Genomic DNA, 21,122 nt, shown 5'->3' on the forward strand with positions numbered 1-21,122 from the left:
CACCACCCATATGCCATTATTAAATGCAAATAGTTTGCAAGTGCATATTGGTAATAAAGGTATTTAGCATGACACCCCATGGTGCGGGCCCCTCCGAAGGTCATGACGTCACCTTTGAAGGCTGGCGGCGGGATCGAGGCGAAGCCTCCATGTCCGATGTTCATCGCTCCGTGGCGGTCAATCGCTCCGGTTCGCGATTTCGCAGAGCCATGGCCTTTGTCGGTCCCGGCTATCTGGTCGCCGTCGGCTATATGGACCCCGGCAATTGGGCGACCTCGCTCGCCGGCGGTTCCCGCTTCGGCTATGCGCTGCTGTCGGTCGTGCTTCTGTCCAACCTGATGGCCGTTCTGTTGCAGGCGCTCTGCACGCGGCTTGCAATCGCGACTGGACGCGATCTGGCGCAAGCCTGCCGCGACGCCTATCCGCGTTTTCTCGCCTGGCCGCTCTGGCTGCTGGCAGAACTGGCAATCTGCGCCACCGATCTTGCCGAAGTCATCGGTACGGCGATCGGCCTCAATCTACTGTTCGGCATTCCGCTCGAACTCGGTGTCATCATCACCGCCGCCGACGTACTTCTGGTGCTTTATCTGCAAAATAAGGGCTTCCGCCGCGTCGAAGCACTCATCATGACGCTTCTGGCCGTCATCGCGCTCTGTTTCCTGATCCAGATCCTGATGGCGCAGCCGAAATGGAACGAGGTCATTCTCGGATTTGCGCCGACGGTGGAGATCATCCGCAACCCGGATATGCTTTACATAGCGCTCGGCATTATCGGCGCGACGGTCATGCCGCATAATCTCTATCTGCATTCGGGCATCGTGCAGACCCGCGATTATGGACACACGACCGCTGAAAAGCGCGAAGCCATCCGCTATTCGACGCTCGATTCCACCATCGCGCTGACCTTCGCGCTGCTGGTCAATGCTTCGATCCTGATCCTCGCCGCCGCAAGCTTCAACGCGACCGGCAATACCGGCGTCGAAGATCTCGACAAGGCCCATGCCCTGCTCAACCCGTTGCTCGGATCATCGCTTGCGCCAATGCTTTTCGCCATCGCGCTTCTATGCTGCGGCCTGAATTCGACCATCACCGCCACCATGGCGGGGCAGATCGTCATGGAAGGCTTTATCCGTATCCGGTTGAAGCCGTGGCTGCGCCGCGCCATCACGCGCTTTGTGGCCATTGTGCCCGCCGCCGTCGTGACGATCATGTACGGCTCGCAGGGCACGACGCAACTTCTGATCCTGTCGCAGGTTGTGCTGAGCCTGCAATTGCCCTTCGCGGTCATACCGCTGGTCATGTTCACGGCGGAAAAGAAGAAGATGGGATCGCTGGTCGCGCCGCGTTGGGTCACCATCCTGGCCGCCATCACTGCGGTCATCATCGTCGTGCTGAACCTGAAGCTCATCTACGACTTCTTCACCGGCGTGCCGATCTGATCGGTCAAGCGCGAGCCTCCCAAGCAACTGCGCATAAGCAAAAAGCCCGGCTCGAAGCCGGGCTTTTTCGCTAGAGCATTTCCAGCAAAAGTGCGTAGCGCCTGCGCAGGGAAATCAGTCCACTGGACTGATTTCTGATCCTGCTTCGATGCGTCGGATAATGCGCAAAAACAAATAGGTAGAGCGGTTCTAAGATTCCGTTTTAACCGGAACCGCTCTATCGAAGAAGTGTCAGCCGGTCTGTAAGCCGGGTTCTGTATGGCCGGGCTTTCGCCCGACGTGGCAGCCATTCATCTGGGACGGATGTTGCCACCCGCCTCTTGCAACCCACCCGGACGACTGATCCGGAAACCGATTGCCGGCTCTTGCGAACCGACGCGCCGTCCCTATTCGGTTTTGCTCCCGGTGTGGTTTACCGCGCCGTCTCCATTGCTGCAGACGCGGTGGGCTCTTACCCCACCCTTTCACCCTTACCTCGTCATCCCTGTCGTTGCAGCTGCCGCACAACGATACGGAAGACGAGGCGGTTTACTTTCTGTGGCACTATCCCTGGGGTCGCCCCCGCCGGGCGTTACCCGGCACCGTGTTTCCATGGAGCCCGGACTTTCCTCACCTGCCGCCTTTCGGCATATGACAGGCGCGGCTGCCCGACCGACTGACACCGCGTATAAATTCGCTTCTGTGCGAAAAAGCAACAGAAAAGCCGGTAGCAAAACCGCTACCGGCTTTTCGTTCACATCAAACGGCTTGAAACTCTACGCAACCGCCGACGTAAATTCTGGAGCGAACTCCGAAGGCGAAGCTTAAAGCCCGGCCATATATGCCTTCACCGAGCTGCAATATTTTGCAGAGATCGGGTTCATGCGCGTTGCGCCATGACCGGCATTGTATTTCAGGATCGTGCCGCAGGTGCTGCCGCCGCCAAGCTTCTGGGCCATGGCGAGATATTTCATGCCGTACTGGATGTTCGTGGAAGGCTCATAGAGCCCCTTGGCCGAGCCGGAATAACCCATGGCGCGCGCCGTCGAGAGCTTGATCTGCATCAGGCCGATTTCGCCCGCAGCACCGCGCACATTCGGCTGGAAATTGCTTTCGTGGCGCACGACCGCATGAGCGAGCGAGGACGACACGCCATAGGTGGAAGCGTAGCGATTAATGATCTGCGAGTAGCTTCCACCGCTCTTGGTCGCACGGCTGGAACCGCCGGACTTCGAACCCTTGCCCGCAGGCGCGGCACGGTTTGTGATGACTGAAACCTTTTTGACCGAAGGCTTTGCCTTATCAGCCTCAGCAACTTTGTTCTGCTGGCGGGCCTTGAGAAGTGCTGCGAGGTTGGTTGGTTCACTTGCAGGGGCGCTAAGCGCCGGATTCAGGCCAAACGAACTCATCGCGCCAACAAGGGCGCTAACAATAACAAATTTTACTTTCATAACCTACCGTCTTGGAACGTTTCTTATGAGGGAGCGTCCGTCTTGGGGGAGACGATCCCGTTATTCAGGTCCCGGTCGGTATCGGCTCTCGAAGGCCCATTTGCGCCGGGATTAATCGATCATCTGACGGGGAAATGCAGCCGAAGATTGGTTGCAAAAGTAAAATCGTCTTACAGGTTGTAATAAAACCGACTCAATCAGACACGAGCCGACGCCCTGCTATGCAGGCAGGGCGGACAATTTGATTCGGCTAAATTTTTGAAAATTTGAACGAAATTCTAATTAAATTGCGAAAGGTGGGCCATCCGTACCGCCCATTCAGGCGGTAACATTTTGTCGGGAAAAAATCAGCCTGTAGAGGGTATCTATGGTAGAAACATCGGCCACACCGTCTACATTTTGTGTCCGAAAGTGACGCTGAAATGCCTTGACCACCGTTTCCGTATCCTCATCGAAGACACCGGTGATCTCGATCCCATAGCCATAAAGCGCCAGCATGGACTGCAAGGCCTCAACAGGCTGCCCCTGCTCGCCGCGCGCCAGAAAACGTCCGCCGCGAATTGGTGTCGGCTCGATGAAGTGGCCGATGCCCGCCTCGTGCAGACGTTTCCACGGAAAGTTGTGACCCGGATCGGTCTTGCGGGAAGGTGCGATGTCCGAATGGGCAAGCACGTTTTCAGGGAGGATGGCATAGCGCTCGCAAATATCGCGGCTGAGACGGATCACCGCCTCGATTTGCGCGTCCTTGAACGGCGGATAGTCTTGCAGAACGCCCGGATTGACGATTTCAATGCCGATGGAAGCGGAATTAATGTCGGTTTCGCCCTTCCAGAAGCTCTTGCCTGCATGCCAGGCGCGGGCCTTTTCCGACACCATCTGCACCACCTGCCCGTCCTCGTGAACGAGATAATGGGCGGAGACCTCCATCTTGGGCGATTTGAGAATATCGATCGCCTCCTGTGCGGTCGCCAGACCCGTATAATGCTGGATCAGATAGACAGGCGTCTTGCCGTCACGGCGCGGACCGTAATTGGGTGAAGGATTGAGAGTAGCATCGGGAAAATCGGGCTTTTCCAGCGCCAGTTCCGCCAATTCGTCGTCCTGAAATCCGGTTGCGTCGCTTGACGTCTGCATTACGCAGCCTCCAAATGCTTTTCTATGCTCGCCCAGGCCGCGTTTATGGCAGCAAGACGCGCATTGGCAATAGCAATAAATTCGAGCGGCAGACCTTCGGCAACCAGCCGGTCGGGATGATGCTGCTTAACCAACGTTCGATAGCGGCTGCGCGCATCGTTGAACGACACACCGCGCTCAAGGCCGAGAATGGCGTAAGGGTCGCCCTCGCCGCGCTGCACATGCCGCACCGCGATGCGATCAAAAGCGACTTCGTCAAAACCGAAAATGCCTGCAACTTCGGTCAAAAAGGCCAATTCCTTCTCATGGACATAGCCATCCGCCTTGGCGATATGAAACAGCCCATCGAGAATATCTTCCAGAAGATGGCATTCGCTCTGCCCTTCGCGGCAAAGACCGGCCAGTTGCCGCGCATAGCTTTCAAAGCCTGCCACATCCTGCTTGGCCAGATCATAGAGCCGCGCCACATGGGCGGTTTCTTCCTGCGGCACCGCGAAAATATCCTGAAAGGCGCGTATCTCGTCTTGCGTGACTACACCATCGGCTTTCGCCATTTTTGCCGAGAGCGCGATCATGGCAATGGAGAAGGCAACCCGCCTGCGGGTATCGGCATCGCCTTCAAAAACGGTGCGCACAGCCTCAATAACGCCTGTAATAGCGTTTGACGTCACTGACGCCACAAACTCACCGATGCGAACCCAAATCGACATGGTGCTTTTCTACAAAATTCTGTAGCCGCTGAAAACCGCCCGCATGAGGCGAAGTCAAAAAAACAATGATTTATATGCTCTTATCACCGGTCTGTGATAAGAAATGGACACCGTTCCCGATTAATTGGACTGAACGGCGTTCTGGCGCTCATTGAAGGAGCGTTGTGCCGTCGCGGCGGCAGCTTCCCCGGCAGCCTGCGCCTGCTCGGCATTTTGCCCGACAGCCTTTGCGGCGGCTTCGGCATTGGTACGGGCGCGTTCAATGGCAGCCGCCTGTTCCTCGGGCGTGTTCACACCCGCCTTCTCGCGCAAGGCCTTGACGAGATCCGGCCCCTTTTTCTCCGATGCGCCTTCCGCTGGCGCGGCAGGCTGCGAAACAGCAGCGCCCTCCTGCGCCGGAGCGGCAGCCTTTTCATCACTGCCTTTGCCGCAAGCAGCAAGCGCAACCAGAACGATAGCGGCAACAAAAAACAAGGTGTTACGGTTCATGACCAAAGCCATAACCGAAGACAACCTGCGTTTAAACACGGAAATCGCTTGCGTGCCGTCTTTCCCGTAAAATGCCGCAGGATCATTCATTCATTGCAATTCCTTCTGGAACAAATGGCGATCCAGCTTCCTGGACCGCCATCTCTATGACTTTTACCATACGGGCCTATGACGGCTCACCGGCTGCAACTTGCCCGCACTTGCTTGGCGCTAAATAACGATCAAGCTTAATTAGCAGGTGCGCTACCCGTACCACCCGTACCCGTGCCCGGAGTAGCCGGAGCCGGCGTTGCAGGCGTGGTCGTCGTATCATTGTTCGAAGGTGCCGGCGTGGTCGGGGCCGGTGCCGGAGCGTTGCTCGCTCCGTCATCCTTCTTGTCGTTGCAGGCAGCAAGGCCCAGAAGCGATACAGCGGCAACAGATGTAATTAGAAACTTCTTCATGTTGGCTCTCCTTCCTAGCGTGGGTTGCTCGATCCGAGCTTATCCCTGTTGAGCATGGCGCAGTTTGCGCAGACACCCCTCTGCTCTCTTCGTGTATGACCGGCTCCTTCCGGTCGATCACTTTTGCGGTTGGATCAGGCACAGAAGTCCTGTCGATACCCACCGTCACAGAAGAAAACGGCAGGCCAAAGGAAAGGTTCTCTCAATTAGTCTTACCGTTCGTAATAAAACGCCAAGATTGCAGACACTTAATCCCGCATTTCCCTGTCAGAAAGCGGTCGTTCATCCGTCAATCCCCATGTCACAGCGATGTCATGCCCAGTGTTTAACTTTTTTGAAACCAAGCGCGGGATTCGTCCCAGAGGGGAATTTGATGGCCGACCAATCAGCCGACGGTACAATTCTGAAGCGTGCACTAACCCAGAACCATGCGCTTTCCCGCGCCGGTTTTTCGGAACGATTGTTTGCCTGGCTCTTCAAGGGGCTCGTCTATCCGCAAATCTGGGAAGATCCGGATGTGGATATGGCGGCCCTCGCCATCCAGCCCGGTCATCGCATCGTCACCATCGCGTCCGGCGGCTGCAACGCCCTGTCATACCTGACCGCCGACCCTGCCCGCGTCGAGGCTGTTGATCTCAACGAGGCCCATGTCGCCTTCAACCGGCTGAAACTGGCTGCGCTGAAGCATCTGCCGGATTACAGCGCCTTTTACCGCTTCTACGGCAAGGCGGACGACAAGACCAACCTCGCCGCCTACAAGCGCTTCGTGCGTCCGCATCTCGATGCCGAAAGCCGCGCTTACTGGGAAAAGCGCAAATGGAACGGCCGCCAGCGCATTTCGATCTTCCGGCGCGATCTTTATCGCCACGGACTGCTGGGTGTGTTCATCGGCATGGGGCATCGCGTGGCGCGCCTTTATGGCATCGACCCGCGCGATATCCTGAAGTCGCGCACCATGGAAGAACAGCGCAGCTTCTTCGACACGGCGCTTGCGCCTTTGTTCGAAAAACGCATGGTGCGCTGGGCGACGGCGCGCAAATCCTCGCTGTTCGGCCTTGGCATCCCGCCCCAGCAGTATGACGCTCTCGCCACCGCCGGAAACGGCAATATGGCCGACGTATTGCGCAGCCGCCTCGAAAAACTCGCCTGTGGCTTTCCGCTGGCGGAAAACTACTTTGCCTGGCAGGCTTTCGGGCGCGGCTATAGCCGTAATGAAGAGACCGGGGAGGAAACCGGTCCGCTGCCGCCTTATCTGTCGCGCGCCAATTTCGAAACGGTGCGCGCCCGTGCCGACCGCATGACAGTGCAGAACGCCAATTACACCGACTTTCTGGCTGCCAAACCTGCGGCGTCGGTGGATCGCTATATTCTTCTCGACGCGCAGGACTGGATGAACGACAGCCAGCTCAATGCCGTGTGGAGCGAAATCACCCGCACTGCCGCGCCGGGCGCGCGCGTGATCTTCCGCACCGCCGCCGAGCCGAGCCTGCTGCCCGGTCGCGTTGCCCCGGAAATCCTCGACCGCTGGGAATATCGCGCTGACGAATCCCGCACATTGCACGAACGCGACCGCTCATCGATCTATGGCGGCTTTCACCTCTATGTCCTGAAGGACGCATGACATGCTGCATGCACAGGGCAACGGTCAGGGCGCAAGCCATGCAAGCCTGATGGACCGGGTCTACCGCCATCAGCGCCACTTCTATGATGCGACCCGCAAATATTATCTTCTGGGTCGCGACCAGATGATCGCGACACTCGATGTGCCGGATGGCGGCAGCGTTCTGGAAATCGGCTGCGGAACCGGTCGCAATCTCGTCAAAACCGCACAGCATTACGCCGACGCAAAACTCTATGGCATCGATATTTCAGCAGAAATGCTGGATACCGCCCGCAGTGCCGCCAGACGTGCGGGGATTGAAAACCGGACCCGGCTGGAACTGGCCGATGCGGCGCAGTTCGATCCCGAACGGCTTTTTCACCAGACCGGCTTCGACCGCATCTTCATTTCCTATGCCCTATCGATGATCCCGCAATGGCAATCGGTCATTCGCGAGAGCATTCGGCATCTGGGACCGGAGGGCGAATTACATGTCGTCGATTTCGGCAATCAAAGCGGCTTGCCCCGGTGGTTCAAGCGCGGGCTCTATACATGGCTCGACTGGTTTCACGTCACCCCGCGCCAGGACATGTTCACTCTATGCGAGCGGCTTGCAACGGAGCGCGGCCTGTCGGTGGAACGCCGCGTGCTTTATCGCGGCTTTGCCTGGATCGTCATAATTCGGGCTTTTGTATAAAATTCGGAGTAACAACGCTGCAGGCTGGTGACGACCGGTCGCGGATCGCGTAACCGTTGTAGGGACTGATTCGCGACACCGGAAACCCTGCATGAAACGTCTCATGAGCCGTCTGGCCAGCCGCAGCATTCTCGCTTCCTGTTTTGGCGTTCTTGCCCTTTCCGCCTGTACCACGGTGGATTACGATTTTTCCGATGTGAAAAAGCACGGCACGGTTGCCCGCATCCCGCCGCCATCAGGATCGGTAAAAGCCCCGCGCTTTGGCGACAGCGATCCGCATGACTGGACCGGCAAGACGCCATGGCACTATCCGATCCACGGCACCGACGTTTCAAAATATCAGGTCAACACCGACTGGAGCGCCGTGCGCGACAGCGGCATCTCCTTCGCCTTCATCAAGGCGACCGAGGGCGGTGATCGTCTGGACGACCGCTTCCTCGAGCACTGGAACGGCACCCGCGAGGCGGGCATTCCCCGCAGCGCTTATCATTTCTATTATTTCTGCCGTCCGGCCATCGAACAGGCGCGCTGGTATATCCAGAATGTGCCGCGCGATCCGTCCGCGCTGCCGCCGGTTCTCGATATGGAATGGAATCCGCAATCGCCCACCTGCAAATTGCGGCCCAATGCGGCTGTTGTGCGCAAGGAAATGCGCATCTTCCTTGCCGCGCTTGAAAAGCACTATGGCAAGCGCCCGATCATCTACACGACCGTCGATTTCTTCGACGACAACGACCTGCGCCAGATACCGGATTATCCATTCTGGCTTCGCTCGGTCGCCGGTCATCCGGATGAGAAATACGGCCCGCATCCGTGGACCTTCTGGCAATATACCGGCACGGGCGTCATTCCGGGCATCAAGGGCGACGCGGACATCAATGTCTTCGCAGGCGACGCCGCCACATGGAAAAAGTGGCTGGAAAGCAACAAGGCCCGTTAAGACGGGCCTGTTTGACCTCACACATCAAGTTTTGCTTCATTTCCATGGCTTGTTGGGGCAATAGCTTAGCTCAACAGTTGCATTCTTCGTGATGCCGGTCTGGAACGAGCAATTTCCTGTGCTCCGGTACTCGAAAATTCACTCGCTTCGCCTCGGCCTGACGAATTTGCAACTATAGTGCTTGGCAATCCTTGGAAGGGACCTGTTGCTCCCTGCAAAACGAGTGTGAGTTACCGATGAAGTTTGTTGCTTCCATCATGACAGTCGCCCTGCTCGCTTCGACCGCCGTGTCGCATGCGCAGACCGCCAGTGCCTCTCCGGCGCCTGCGGCTCCGACCGAAACTGCCGTCAACGCACCCAAGCCGGAATGCGAAACCGATCTTGGCCAGTGGATCGAAAATCTGGCCAAGGAAGCGCGCGAAGCCGGTGTCGGCGACAAGGGCATCAACGAACTGCACAAGGCATCGCTTGAGCAGAAGGTGCTCGACCGGGATCGCAAGCAGACTGTCTTCAACCTGACCTTCACCGAATTTTCCAAGCGCCTCATCTCCGAAGCGCGCCTGAAAAAAGGTCAGGAAAATCTGATCAAATATGCCGATGTCTTCAAGAAAGTCGAAGACACCTATGGTGTGCCGGGTCCCGTGCTCGCCGCCTTCTGGGGCCTTGAAACCGATTACGGCGCGATTCAGGGCGATTTCGACACGCTGAATGCGCTCGTCACCCTTTCCTATGATTGCCGCCGCCCGGACCTCTTCCGTCCGCAGCTGATCGCGCTGCTCAAGCTGTTCGACACGGGCGTTGTCGATGCCAGCACGACCGGCGCATGGGCTGGCGAAATCGGCATGATGCAGCTTTTGCCCAAGGATTATCTGGAGCGCGGCGTCGATGGCGACGGCGACGGGAAGGTCGATCTGAAGAACAGCGTTCCCGACGCCATGATGACCGCCGGTCGCATGATTTCGGAACTCGGCTGGAAGCGCGGCCAGCCGTGGCTGGAAGAAGTGCGCATCACCAAGGATCTGCCCTGGGAAGAAGCCATCCGCACCAATCGTAAGCCGCATTCCTGGTGGGCTGAGCAGGGTGTGACTGGCGTGAACGGCCCGCTCGGACCGGATGACGGCGATGCCTCGCTGCTGCTTCCGCTTGGCCGCAAGGGCCCTGCCTTCCTGTCCTATGCGAATTTCGACGTCTTCGTCGAATGGAACAAGTCCATCGTCTATGCGACGACCGCCGCCTATTTCGCGACGCGCCTTGCCGGTGCGCCTGCATTCGATCCCGGCAATCCCGTTCCGGGCCTGACGCAGGAACAGATGAAGGAGCTGCAAACCAAGCTTCAGGCACGCGGCTACGATATGGGCCCCAAGATCGACGGTGTTTACGGTCTCCTGACCCGCGATGCCGTGCGCGCCGAACAGATGCGGCTTGGCATGCCCGCCGATTCCTGGCCAACCCAGGAGCTGCTGGACAAGCTCTGAGTAACAATGAGGGCGCGGGCACCCCCCGCGCCTTTTCCTTTCCGACACACCGACTGCGAATGCCTGCCCCATGCTCACTACCCTGCTCGTCGTCCTGCCTGTATTTGCGCTGATTTTCTCCGGATGGGGCGCGTTCAAGCTGAAAATACTGGGGCCGCACGCCATTGCAGAACTGAACCGCTTCGTGGTCTATCTGGCGCTGCCTGCGCTTTTGTTCGACATCATGGCCAACACCCACGGCAGCGAACTCTGGCAGCCGGGCTTCATCGCCGTCTTCCTCTTGAGCAGCGTTATCGCCTTCGTCCTGCCCTTTCTGGTGCGGTTGCGCGGAAAGCTGCCGCTTGCCGATACGGCGCTCGACGGCCTCAACGCCGCCTACCCCAATACAGGCTATATGGGCATTCCGCTGTCGATGATCGCTTTCGGTTCCGGCGTTCTGGTCGCAACCACCATTTCGATGATCATCACCGTTTGCGTCACCTTCGCCTTTGCGATCATCCTGATCGAAATCGGCCTGCAAACCGAGAAGAAACCGTTTCATCTCGCCTGGAAAGTCATTCGCTCCCTCATCCGCAATCCGCTGCTTCTTGCACCGGCGCTTGGAGCGATCTTCTCTTTCCTCGGGCTGACGATCCCCGCCCCTGCCGAAACTTTTCTGAAAATGCTCGGCGGCGCTGCATCGCCCTGCGCGCTTGTGGCGCTCGGCCTGTTCCTCGCGCAGTCGCGCAAGGTTGAGCGCGAAAGCGTCAACGCCATTGCCTTCCTCGTTTCGGTCAAGCTGATCGTCCAGCCGCTCGCCACATGGCTGCTTGCGGTCTATGTTTTCGGATTGCCGCCGCTGATGGCTGAGAGCGCTGCCCTTCTCGCCGCCTTGCCGACGGGCACCGGCCCTTTCATGCTCGCCGAACATTACCGGCGCGAGGCGGCCATCACCTCCAATGTCATTCTCTATTCGACGGTGATTTCGGTGGTGACGCTCTCCGCTTTTCTCGCCCTGATCCGCTGACCAGAAACGGGATTTCGCCCCCGGAACATTGTGTGAATTGTGGCTATTTCCCCGTAAATCCTGTCAGTTCTGTGTCTTTTTCATGAAATGTGAACAGATTTTTGCGGTCAGAAATTTCAATAACTTAGGTGGTAAACAGAAGGTTTTTTTCGCAATCACGCCAAGTTGCAGCACGAAATCTTCTTTTGTTCGCGGCTTTTTGCGCTTAGATTCCAGTCTCTACCAGCGCGCGCCGGGCACTTGTCGGGCGCATATGAAGGAGACAGACCGATGGGACTGACACGATCTTTGAATGTCCTCATGATCTGTGCAGCATTTGCATTTGTTGCAGCGTTGATAGCAGGCGTCATACCGTAAAGCTGACGCATCAAACCTTTACGGCGACACCGGTTTCGAGGATAGACCGGTCTCGCAAGAAACAGAAAGCCCGCCATTTCGGCGGGCTTTTTCTTGGTTATGCGAAGCTTTTATGCAGGCTCCAGAGCCGCTTCCGACTTCGGGCGAATGCCGATCATATGGCAGATCGCAAAGGGAAGATCGGCGCGGTTCATCGTATAGAAATGGAAGTCCTGCACGCCGCGTTCGATCAGGTCCATGACCTGTTCGGCGGCAATGGCCGCAGCCACCAGCTGATGCGTCTGCGGGTCGTTGTCCAGCCCGTCGAAACGCTCTGCCAGCCAGGCTGGAATATGCGTCGCCGAACGGGCGCAGAAATTCTTGACCTGCTTGAAATTATGCACCGGCAACACGCCCGGAACGATCGGGATATAAATCCCGGCGCGGCGCACCCGCTCGACATAACGCTCATAGAGATCGTTTTCGAAGAAGAACTGCGTGATGGCGCGGGTGGCGCCAGCGTCCACCTTGCGCTTCAACATGTCGATATCGGTCGCGAAATCCGGGCTTTCCGGGTGCTTTTCCGGATAGGCGGAAACCGAAATGTCGAAATCCGCAATCTGACGCAGGCCGCCGACCAGATCAGCGCCATTCAGATAACCGCCGGTTGTCGGCACATATTTTTCGCCAATACCCGCAGCCGGGTCACCGCGCAACGCCACGAAACGGTTGACGCCAAGATCGGCGAACTCGCGCACCACGCGGTCAACTTCCTCGCGTGTTGCATCCACACAGGTCAGATGTGCAGCAGGCTGAATATCGGTTTCCTTGAGGATACGCGCGACGGTGCGGATTGTGCGTTCCCGCGTGGAGCCGCCCGCGCCATAGGTGACGGACACAAATTCCGGTTGCAAAGGCGCCAGCCGTGTGACCGTTTCCCAAAGGCGCTGTTCCATTTCTTCCGACTTCGGCGGAAAGAATTCGAACGATACCCGGGTGGTCTGGCCGACATCCGGTCGGCGGGAAAGACCATAAAAACCCATCACACTGTCTCCGTCATGCTTGATTCATTCGTTGCCGGATCGGCAATGAGAAGACGCGGATCGCGCGCAAGCCAAAGCTTGACGGTCAGTCCCTCATCTCCGCTTGCGCCTTTCGGGCTTAATTCCAGCGTCTTTTCAGGCTCAAGGCCTGCATCCTTCATCCAGCCCAGCATCTGCTCGTCGCTGAAGCCAAGGCGTAAATGCGCGTGATCCTCGCGCAGGAATTCGAGCGTGTGCGGCGCAAAATCCACGATCAGCAGACGACCGTTCGGGCGCAGCGCCCGCGCGCCTTCACGGATCGCCGCAAGCGGATCGTCCAGAAAATGCAGCACCTGATGGATCGTCACCAGATCGAAGCTCTCCCGCTCGACCGGCAGGGCATAAACATCGCCCTGGCGCACCTGCGCATTGCCAATGGCTGCAAGATCGAGATTGGCACGTGCTACGGCCAGCATGTCGCGATTGATATCGATGCCAAGACCGCGCGCATAAAGCGGCGCGAAAAGTTCCAGCAACCGCCCGGTGCCGGTGCCGACATCAAGCATGGCCTGAAATGGCTTCTCGCCGACAATCTTCTTGAGTGCGGTTTCAACCGCATTTTCCGAAACATGCAGCTTGCGGATTTCGCCCCAGCTGCCCGCATTGGCACTGAAATAGGCCGCAGCTTTTTCCTGACGGCTGGATTTCACCTGCGAAAGCCGCTCCAGATCGCGCTCGACCAGCGCATCGGAGCGATCGAGCCGCTCCAGAAGCCCGCGCGCCAGATCGCCGCTGATCGCATTATCCGCCAGCCGGAAATAGGCCCACGCCCCTTCCTGATAGCGGTCGATGAGATCGGCTTCGCCAAGAAGCTTGAGATGACGCGACACACGCGGCTGCGACTGGCCGAGAATGGTCGTCAGATCGGAAACCGTCAGGTCTCCCCGCGCCAGAAGCGCCAGAATGCGCATACGGCTTGGCTCTGCCACCGCCTTCAGCACATCCACCATCTGATCGAGTTGCAACTGCAAACCGGCCATGTCCTCAAGCTCTTCCGCTGCGATGCAGCCTTGGCTGCGATCAAAAACATATAAAGATATGTTTATATGGAAAGGCGTTCCTACGCAAGCGCTTTTCATGGCAGAATGAACGGAGCTGGGGATTCGTTCACAGCAGATGCAGGAAAGGAAAGCGCCATGGGTGCAAGCACGACGCGTCAAAAGGCCATTGCCAAATCGCTCACATTGCTGCTCCCGGCGGTTCCCTATTCGGACTCGGAACCAATCAGGGCTGCGGCTCTTGCCCCGCATATGAAGGCCCTGCCGCCATCGACGGCGGTTTGGCTGGCAACAGTGGCGCATGTGCGCCATGCCCATACCGATTACGACGCGCTGCGCGACGACGGATATGACAAGGATTCCGCGCGCTTCTTCGTGCTCGATGCGATCAACGCCAAGCTGACCGAGTGGCGCGCGACCCGGCTTTTGTCGCCGGAGGACGACGAAGCGGTGGAGATGTGAAAACGCCGCCCGGAGGCGGCGTTTTGATCAATCTACGGAACCATGCCCCTGCAGATAACCGTGCTTGCGCGGGTTCGGCATGAAGATGCTGACCGCGAAGACGATGACCATCATGACGGTCACATACCAGAAGAAGCCGCTTTCCATCCCCTGCTGCTTGAACCACAGCGCAACATATTCCGCCGTGCCGCCAAAAAGCGCATTGGCGATGGCATAGGAGAAGCCTACGCCAAGCGCGCGCACTTCCGCCGGGAAAAGTTCGGCTTTCACGATACCGCTGATGGACGTGTACATACTCACCACGGCCAGTGCGATCACGATATAGATGAAGGCCATGGTCGAGCTCTGCACCGAGCCGATCAGCGTCATCAACGGAATGGTGGTGAGGATGGAAATGCCGCCAAAGCCGATCATCATGGTCTTGCGGCCAATCTTGTCGGACAAAGCGCCGAACAGCGGCTGCATCAGCATATAGGCCAGCAACACGAAGGTCATCGTTTCGCTGGCGGTTTCCTTGCTCATGCCAGCCGTATTGACCAGATATTTCTGCATATAGGTGGTGAAGGTATAGAAGGCGAGCGAACCGCCTGCCGTGAAGCCCACGACAACCAGAAACGCCTTGCGGTGATGTTTCCAGATGGTGGCGAAGCTGCCGGCAGCCTTGCTGCTGCGGGTTTCTTCCGTGGTCGTTTCATGCAGCGTGCGGCGCAGATAGAGCGCCACAATGGCTGCCAGACCGCCGATTGCAAACGGGATGCGCCAGCCCCAGGCGTGAAGCTGCTCGGATGTGAGCATGAACTGGAGAAGCACGATCACCAGAACGGCCAGAAGCTGGCCGCCGATCAGCGTGACATATTGAAACGACGAGAAGAAGCCGCGACGCCCTGCGAGCGCCACTTCGCTCATATAGGTCGCTGTCGTGCCATATTCGCCCCCGACCGAAAGCCCCTGCAACAGGCGCACGATCAGCAACAGCACCGGAGCCAGAACGCCAATCGAGGCGTAGGTCGGCAGGATGGCGATGGCAAACGAGCCGAAACACATCATGGTGACGGAAATCAGCATCGATGTGCGGCGTCCAAGCTTGTCGGCAATACGGCCGAACAGCCAGCCGCCGATCGGGCGCATCAGAAAGCCTGCCGCGAAAATCGCAGCCGCATTCAAAAGCTGGCTGGTCTGATCCTCGGCGGGGAAAAACTGCGCTGCGAAGTAAAGCGCCCCAAACGAATAAACATAGAAATCATACCATTCGACCAGATTGCCCGAGGCGCTGGCCACAATCGCATAGACACGACGGCGCGTATCGTGGGCGTCATGCGCCGCTTCGACCTCGCCATTGGCATCGACATGCGTTCCTGCATTGCTCATGTTAAAAACTCCCAAAAGCGGATTCTGCTACCCACATCGAACGACAGCGATAATGTTGGATGAAGCGCACCGTTACAAGATTGCCCGCTAATTTGCTAAATTAGCGCAGGTCCAGAATGCGACCAGACCATAGGTGCAAAATCGTTTGTATGCAATCTATCGATCTATAACCAACAGCAAAGCGGACGATGGTCACTGACCCGCTACCGCCTGCCGCAGTTCTTTGAAATAATTGGAAAAACCCTCAATCAATCCGGCCAACGACATCAGGAGCGCCAATCACATCCCCGTGTAGTGGCCGGTTTCGGCATGATTATCGCTTCTGGATAACCATGAAGATACGAGGGAATCGAAGCAGCACCTTACCGTCACGGGTCGCCGGATAATGCGGCGCGATGCGCGCCTTATAGGCTGCGAGATAGGCCGCCTGTTCGTCCGCATCCAGCGGATCGAGGAACGGCCTGAGGCCAGTGCCCTTGACCCATTCCACTATGGCATCGACGCCTGCGAGCGGGTGATTATAGATCGTATGCCAGATATCGATCCGCGCCGCATCGGCGGCGAAAGCATCGTAATAGGTGGCGACCGGCGGCAAGGCCCCCCTGCCCGTCTTGCCGATCTTGGCCGCAAAAGGCGCGGTCTTGGCCACGTCGCGCATCCCGATATGGGTTTGTTCGCCCATATTATCCGGCATCTGGATCGCCAGAAACGCACCCGGTTGCAGCAGAGACAAAAGCCGCTGCAACTGCTCGATATGGTCGGGTAGCCACTGGAAGACCGCATTGGAGAACAGCACGTCCGTTTCGGCATCGGGCTCGAAACTGGCGGCATCCCCGATGAAGAACTCTACATCCGGCAGTCGGGCCTTCGCCTTGGCGATCATATCCGGCGAGGTGTCGAAGCCCGAAATCTGCGCGTCCGGCCAGCGCTCGACCAGAAGCTCGGTCGAATTGCCGGGTCCGCAACCGATATCCACCACCTTGCGCGGCGCGGTCAGGGGTATCTGTGCCAGAAGATCGCGCGCCGGGCGGCTGCGTTCATCTTCGAACTTCAGATACTGTTTTGCGGACCAGTCTTTCATCCTGTTTCCTTTCGACAAATGAAAAGGCCGGTGCGATGCACCGGCCTTAAAATCATTACCTTGTGAGCGGCTTATACGTCACCCGCTTCGGGTTGACGCTTTCCGGTCCAAGACGACGGACCTTATCCGCTTCATAATCCTCGAAGTTGCCTTCGAACCATTCGACATGGCTGTCGCCTTCGAAAGCGAGAATATGCGTCGCCAGACGATCGAGGAACATACGATCGTGGGAGATGATAACGGCGCAGCCCGCGTATTTTTCGAGCGCGTCTTCAAGCGCTGCCAGGGTTTCCGTATCAAGATCGTTGGTCGGTTCGTCGAGGAGCAGAACGTTGCCGCCTGCCTGCAACATCTTGGCAAGATGCACGCGGTTGCGCTGACCACCGGAGAGATTACCGACCTTGGCCTGCTGATCGCCGCCCTTGAAGTTGAACGCGCCGCAATAAGCGCGCGAGTTCATTTCAAACTTGCCAAGCTTGATGATGTCGTTGCCGCCGGAGATTTCTTCCCAGACATTCTTGTTCGGATCGAGATGATCGCGGCTCTGATCGACATAACCGAGATGCACGGTATCACCGATGCGGATCGAACCGGAATCCGGCTTTTCCTGACCGGTGATCATCTTGAACAGCGTCGACTTACCAGCACCGTTCGGGCCGATAACACCAACAATGCCACCGGGAGGCAGCTTGAAGGTCAGGTTTTCAATCAGCATGCGGTCGCCAAACGACTTGGTCAGACCTTCCGCTTCAATAACCACCTGACCGAGACGCTCGCCTGCCGGGATCAGAATCTGGGCATCGCCCGGACGCTGGTTTTCCGCAGCTTCAACGAGCTGATCGTAAGCCTTGATACGGGCTTTCGACTTGGCCTGACGCGCCTTCGGGCTTGCGGCAATCCACTGGCGCTCACGCTCAAGCGCTTTCTGACGCGAATCTTCTTCACGTCCTTCCTGAATCATACGCTTGGCCTTGGCTTCGAGATAAGCCGAGTAGTTGCCTTCGTAAGGAATGCCGCGACCGCGATCCAGTTCGAGAATCCAGCCAGTCACATTGTCGAGGAAGTAGCGATCGTGCGTGATAAGCAGGACAGCGCCCTCATATTCGCGTAGATGCTTTTCCAGCCATGCGGTGGTTTCAGCGTCAAGGTGGTTGGTCGGTTCGTCGAGCAGCAGCAGGTCGGGCTTCGACAGCAGCAGCTTGCAAAGCGCAACGCGGCGACGCTCACCGCCCGAAAGCTTGGTGACATCGGCATCGGCTGGCGGGCAGCGCAGCGCTTCCATCGCCATTTCAACCTGGCTCTCCAGATCCCAGAGGTTCTGGCTGTCGATGACATCCTGAAGCGCCGCACCTTCGTCTGCGGTTTCATCGGAATAGTTCATCATCAGCTCGTTGTAACGCTCAAGAATGGCCGTCTTCGCAGCCACACCTTCCATAACGTTGCCGAGCACAGTCTTTTCTGGATCGAGATACGGTTCCTGCGCGAGATAACCGCAAGTAGCACCGTCTGCGAGCCAGGCCTCGCCGGTATATTCCTTGTCGAGACCGGCCATGATCTTGAGGATCGTCGACTTGCCGGCGCCGTTGGGGCCGAGAATACCGATCTTCGCATCTGGATAGAATGACAGGTTAAGGTTTTCGATAACCTTCTTGGCTCCGTATGCCTTGTTCAGGCCGGACATATGATAAATGAATTGGCGTGCCATAAAGCGCGTCGTCTCCACGGGTTAGAAAGCGCGGCGGGTTATACAAAGCCGAACCGCGCGGAAATTGCTGAGGCGTATGTAGGCCAAATAGAGTGCGGACGCAAACGGCATCGCGTAAAACATAAATGACGGGCAAGGCAGTGCCCGAAGAAGCACGCACCGGAAAAGTTGAGCTTAAAAGAATGAAACCGGGCGCGGATATTTCCGTCACCCGGTTTCCCCTCTGGCCACCGTCCGCGAAAGTTTCCTCCCTTTCATCGGACGGCCTGCAAATGATGGCTTGGATTTCTCTAAATGACGCCCTTTATATCCGTCAAAGCCCCTGTATTTCCCCGTTGAATGTAGATTTGCCCAGCTTTTCACGCATTTCAAGCAGAATTTGCACAAAAAACGCTTTTGCCTAAAATTCGCTCATACAACGTTGTCATGCCTCTTTTAATGCCGCGCCCAACGGGGGAATTGACTATTTGCGCGGCATAAAATCAGATGGCGAAATGTCGTTTGAAACCATCCACCACCTCACCCTTTCCGACGCGACGAAACTGCCGTTCCGCAGTCTTCTTGCCGATGCGCCGCGCGCGGTCGTTCAAATCTGCCACGGCCTCGCGGAACATTCCGCCCGCTACGGCCGCTTTGCCGAAGCGCTGGCTCAGGCTGGCTATCACGTCTATGCGCATGACCACCGTGGACATGGCGTGAATATCGGGGCTCATGCGCCAAAAGGAATGTTTTCACAAAAGCAAGGCCATGATGTGGCCATCAAGGATGTACGGGCACTGAACCGCCACATCCATGACCAGTATCCCGACTTGCCGGTGGTCCTGTTCGGGCATTCGATGGGCGGTCTGATTGCCCTGAACTATGTGCTCGACCATGCCGACACGGTGGACGCCGCTGCAATCTGGAATGCCAATTTCGACGGTGGCCTTGAAGCCAAAGCCGCTGCAGCACTTCTTTATATAGAGCGTATGTTGAAAGGCTCGGATGTTCCAAGCAGTCTTCTGCCGAAACTGACCTTCCGCGCCTGGGGCCGCGCCATCCCCGGCCATCGCACGCCTTTCGACTGGCTGTCACGCGATCCGGCGGAGGTCGATGCCTATGTCGCCGACCCGCTCTGCGGCTTCGACGCGACCGTGTCGCTGTGGCTCGATCTCGTGCACATGACCGCACGCGGCGCGGATGACCGCAACTTCGGCAAAATCCCGCGCAGCCTGCCCTTTCATCTGGTTGGCGGCAGCGAAGATCCGGCCACCGCCAAAGGCGCTGCGGTCTCCCGGCTGGCGGAACGCTTGCGGCGCATGGGTTTCACGCGCGTGACCTGCCTAATCCTCGCTGAAACGCGCCATGAAAGCCTCAACGACATCAACCGGCACGACGTGACACAGAAATTTCTGGATTGGCTGGCGGAGACCCTTCCGTCTTCAACCAGGTCCAGTTAAAAGGCGGCTATTATCTTCTGTATCGAGCTCGGCTCACGATTTCTTGAAGCATCTTGGCTTCTTCGGGTATTCAGTGCTAGAGCATCGGCCCCGAAAGCGATTATCGGTTTCCGGAAAGCCGATGCTGAAAAAACAAGCCGCGGCTTGCGCGATACCGGGGCTCCGAACATCAAAAGCGGAGCCTGCGCTTGAAGAATAGCGCAAGGAACGAAGGAACACTCTGCGTGGAAACACCGACAATTTCTGTGGTCATCCCCTGCCGCAACGAGGCGGATAATCTGGCCTTTTTGCTGGATGAAGTGGATTCCGCGATGCAGGGTCGCGCCTATGAAGTGATTGTCGTCGATGACGGTTCGACGGACTCGACAAGCGATGTTCTCGCCCGGCGCATCCATGCAGGCAAGCCGCTGCGCCATTTGCGCCATGACCGATCATCCGGCCAGAGTGCGGCAGTGCGTTCCGGTGTTTTTGCCGCGCGCGGCAATATTGTTGTTACGATGGACGGCGACGGCCAGAACGACCCGGCCTATCTTCCGGTGCTGGTCGATGCGCTCGTCGAAGCTGGCGAAGGCTATGGGATTGCCGCTGGCCAGCGCCTGAAGCGCACCGATACCAAGCTGAAGCAATTGTCGTCGCGCTTCGCCAATAATCTGCGCGGCGCGATCCTGAAAGACAAGACGCGCGATTCCGGTTGCGGCCTCAAGGCGCTGCATACCGACCTGTTCCGTCAGCTGCCTTTCTTCGACGGCTGGCACCGCTATCTGCCATCGCTGGCGCTGCGCGAAGGTTTCGACGTCGTGCATGTGGATGTGGTCGACCGCGAACGCCGCCACGGCAAATCCAATTACGGTATTCTTGATCGCGGACTGCGCGGCATTCTCGATCTTTACGGCGTCTGGTGGCTGCGCAAGCGCCGCAAGGTTGTGCCGCGCGTGACGGAGATTACCCATGACTGATATTTTCAACAGCCTGTCGCAGTGGCTGCACGAAGTTTTCGTGGCTCAGTGGGACGGCTGGATCGTGCTTGGCTTCGTTGCACAGGCCTGCTTTACCATGCGCTTTGTCGTGCAATGGCTGGCATCGGAGAAGGCCAAGAAAAGCGTCATGCCGGTGGCCTTCTGGTTCTTCTCGCTCTTCGGCGGCGCATTGCTGCTCATCTACGCGATCCAGCGTAAAGACCCCGTCTTCATCGCGGGACAGGGTCTTGGCCTCATCGTCTATGTCCGCAATCTCTGGCTTATCGCCAATGAGAAGAAGCAGCTCGCGGCGAGCGAATAAAGCTCGCCCC

Annotated in this window: 20 protein-coding genes, 1 other RNA gene and 1 pseudogene; 11 read left to right on the forward strand and 11 right to left on the reverse strand. The window is 57.7% G+C overall.

From position 1 onward, the window contains the following. Positions 1-68: 68 nt before the first annotated feature. A complete protein-coding gene (locus JAU75_RS14850; RefSeq protein ID WP_199057281.1) occupies positions 69-1,439 on the forward strand; it encodes an Nramp family divalent metal transporter in 1,371 nt (456 codons plus the stop codon). 227 nt (positions 1,440-1,666) lie between these two features. Here the strand turns inward: JAU75_RS14850 and rnpB are convergent. From rnpB to JAU75_RS14880, 6 genes and pseudogenes are all read right to left on the reverse strand, one after another. Next, positions 1,667-2,098, reverse strand: an RNA gene (gene rnpB, locus JAU75_RS14855) — RNase P RNA component class A. A gap of 144 nt (positions 2,099-2,242) precedes the next feature. Then, on the reverse strand, positions 2,243-2,869 hold the full coding sequence (locus JAU75_RS14860) for a transglycosylase SLT domain-containing protein (RefSeq protein WP_199057282.1): 627 nt from the start codon (positions 2,867-2,869) through the stop codon (positions 2,243-2,245). 318 nt (positions 2,870-3,187) lie between these two features. Next, on the reverse strand, positions 3,188-4,003 hold the full coding sequence (locus JAU75_RS14865; protein WP_199057283.1) for an N-acetylmuramoyl-L-alanine amidase: 816 nt from the start codon (positions 4,001-4,003) through the stop codon (positions 3,188-3,190). After that, positions 4,003-4,713, reverse strand: a complete 711-nt coding sequence (locus JAU75_RS14870; protein ID WP_199057284.1) for a DnaJ family molecular chaperone — start codon at positions 4,711-4,713, stop codon at positions 4,003-4,005. Before JAU75_RS14870 ends, JAU75_RS14865 begins: the two co-directional genes overlap by 1 nt. Before the next feature lie 120 nt (positions 4,714-4,833). Continuing rightward, a pseudogene (locus tag JAU75_RS14875) lies at positions 4,834-5,288 on the reverse strand (antifreeze protein). Positions 5,289-5,429: 141 nt separating this feature from the next. Beyond that, positions 5,430-5,645 (reverse strand): hypothetical protein, encoded by a 216-nt coding sequence (locus JAU75_RS14880; protein WP_199057286.1) that lies wholly within the window; start codon positions 5,643-5,645, stop codon positions 5,430-5,432. A gap of 373 nt (positions 5,646-6,018) precedes the next feature. Between JAU75_RS14880 and JAU75_RS14885 the strand changes: the two genes are divergently transcribed. From JAU75_RS14885 to JAU75_RS14905, 5 genes are all read left to right on the forward strand, one after another. Continuing rightward, a complete protein-coding gene (locus JAU75_RS14885) occupies positions 6,019-7,266 on the forward strand; it encodes a DUF3419 family protein (protein ID WP_199057287.1) in 1,248 nt (415 codons plus the stop codon). A gap of 1 nt (position 7,267) precedes the next feature. Beyond that, positions 7,268-7,942: a class I SAM-dependent methyltransferase gene (locus JAU75_RS14890; protein ID WP_199057288.1), complete on the forward strand. Its 675-nt coding sequence runs from the start codon at positions 7,268-7,270 to the stop codon at positions 7,940-7,942. A 103-nt stretch (positions 7,943-8,045) separates the two neighbouring features. Continuing rightward, positions 8,046-8,882: a GH25 family lysozyme gene (locus JAU75_RS14895; protein ID WP_199057468.1), complete on the forward strand. Its 837-nt coding sequence runs from the start codon at positions 8,046-8,048 to the stop codon at positions 8,880-8,882. Between the two features lie 236 nt (positions 8,883-9,118). Beyond that, entirely contained in the window at positions 9,119-10,357 is a 1,239-nt protein-coding gene (locus JAU75_RS14900) for a lytic murein transglycosylase (protein ID WP_199057289.1), read from the forward strand. 70 nt (positions 10,358-10,427) lie between these two features. Further along, positions 10,428-11,363: an AEC family transporter gene (locus tag JAU75_RS14905; protein WP_199057290.1), complete on the forward strand. Its 936-nt coding sequence runs from the start codon at positions 10,428-10,430 to the stop codon at positions 11,361-11,363. 467 nt (positions 11,364-11,830) lie between these two features. Here JAU75_RS14905 and metF read toward each other — a convergent pair whose 3' ends face one another. Together metF and JAU75_RS14915 are read right to left on the reverse strand one after the other, a co-directional pair. Continuing rightward, complete coding sequence (gene metF / locus JAU75_RS14910) at positions 11,831-12,742, reverse strand: methylenetetrahydrofolate reductase [NAD(P)H] (protein ID WP_199057291.1); 912 nt, start codon at positions 12,740-12,742, stop codon at positions 11,831-11,833. After that, complete coding sequence (locus JAU75_RS14915; protein WP_199057292.1) at positions 12,742-13,761, reverse strand: metalloregulator ArsR/SmtB family transcription factor; 1,020 nt, start codon at positions 13,759-13,761, stop codon at positions 12,742-12,744. Before JAU75_RS14915 ends, metF begins: the two co-directional genes overlap by 1 nt. Before the next feature lie 156 nt (positions 13,762-13,917). Between JAU75_RS14915 and JAU75_RS14920 the strand changes: the two genes are divergently transcribed. Next, the gene (locus JAU75_RS14920) at positions 13,918-14,241 is read left to right on the forward strand and encodes a DUF2293 domain-containing protein (RefSeq protein WP_199057293.1); all 324 of its coding nucleotides are present in this window, start codon (positions 13,918-13,920) and stop codon (positions 14,239-14,241) included. Positions 14,242-14,268: 27 nt separating this feature from the next. On the opposite strand, the gene JAU75_RS14925 is transcribed toward JAU75_RS14920, so the two are convergent. The 3 genes from JAU75_RS14925 to ettA all read right to left on the reverse strand — a co-directional run bounded on the left by JAU75_RS14925 (position 14,269) and on the right by ettA (position 18,395). Beyond that, positions 14,269-15,609, reverse strand: a complete 1,341-nt coding sequence (locus JAU75_RS14925) for an MFS family transporter (RefSeq protein ID WP_199057294.1) — start codon at positions 15,607-15,609, stop codon at positions 14,269-14,271. A gap of 313 nt (positions 15,610-15,922) precedes the next feature. Next, positions 15,923-16,690, reverse strand: a complete 768-nt coding sequence (tam, locus tag JAU75_RS14930) for a trans-aconitate 2-methyltransferase (protein ID WP_199057295.1) — start codon at positions 16,688-16,690, stop codon at positions 15,923-15,925. A 55-nt stretch (positions 16,691-16,745) separates the two neighbouring features. After that, complete coding sequence (gene ettA / locus JAU75_RS14935) at positions 16,746-18,395, reverse strand: energy-dependent translational throttle protein EttA (protein ID WP_199057296.1); 1,650 nt, start codon at positions 18,393-18,395, stop codon at positions 16,746-16,748. A gap of 125 nt (positions 18,396-18,520) precedes the next feature. Between ettA and JAU75_RS14940 the strand changes: the two genes are divergently transcribed. The 4 genes from JAU75_RS14940 to JAU75_RS14955 all read left to right on the forward strand — a co-directional run bounded on the left by JAU75_RS14940 (position 18,521) and on the right by JAU75_RS14955 (position 21,112). Continuing rightward, positions 18,521-18,799 carry a hypothetical protein gene (locus tag JAU75_RS14940; RefSeq protein ID WP_199057297.1) on the forward strand — a complete coding sequence of 93 codons (279 nt, stop codon included), beginning with the start codon at positions 18,521-18,523 and terminating at the stop codon, positions 18,797-18,799. A 90-nt stretch (positions 18,800-18,889) separates the two neighbouring features. Then, positions 18,890-19,834: an alpha/beta hydrolase gene (locus JAU75_RS14945; RefSeq protein WP_199057298.1), complete on the forward strand. Its 945-nt coding sequence runs from the start codon at positions 18,890-18,892 to the stop codon at positions 19,832-19,834. A 224-nt stretch (positions 19,835-20,058) separates the two neighbouring features. Continuing rightward, entirely contained in the window at positions 20,059-20,790 is a 732-nt protein-coding gene (locus JAU75_RS14950; protein WP_199057299.1) for a glycosyltransferase family 2 protein, read from the forward strand. After that, positions 20,783-21,112 (forward strand): lipid-A-disaccharide synthase N-terminal domain-containing protein, encoded by a 330-nt coding sequence (locus JAU75_RS14955; protein WP_199057300.1) that lies wholly within the window; start codon positions 20,783-20,785, stop codon positions 21,110-21,112. Before JAU75_RS14950 ends, JAU75_RS14955 begins: the two co-directional genes overlap by 8 nt. Positions 21,113-21,122: the final 10 nt, after the last annotated feature.

Origin of the sequence: Ochrobactrum sp. Q0168, assembly GCF_016427605.1 — a bacterium.
Taxonomy (GTDB): Bacteria; Pseudomonadota; Alphaproteobacteria; order Rhizobiales; family Rhizobiaceae; genus Brucella.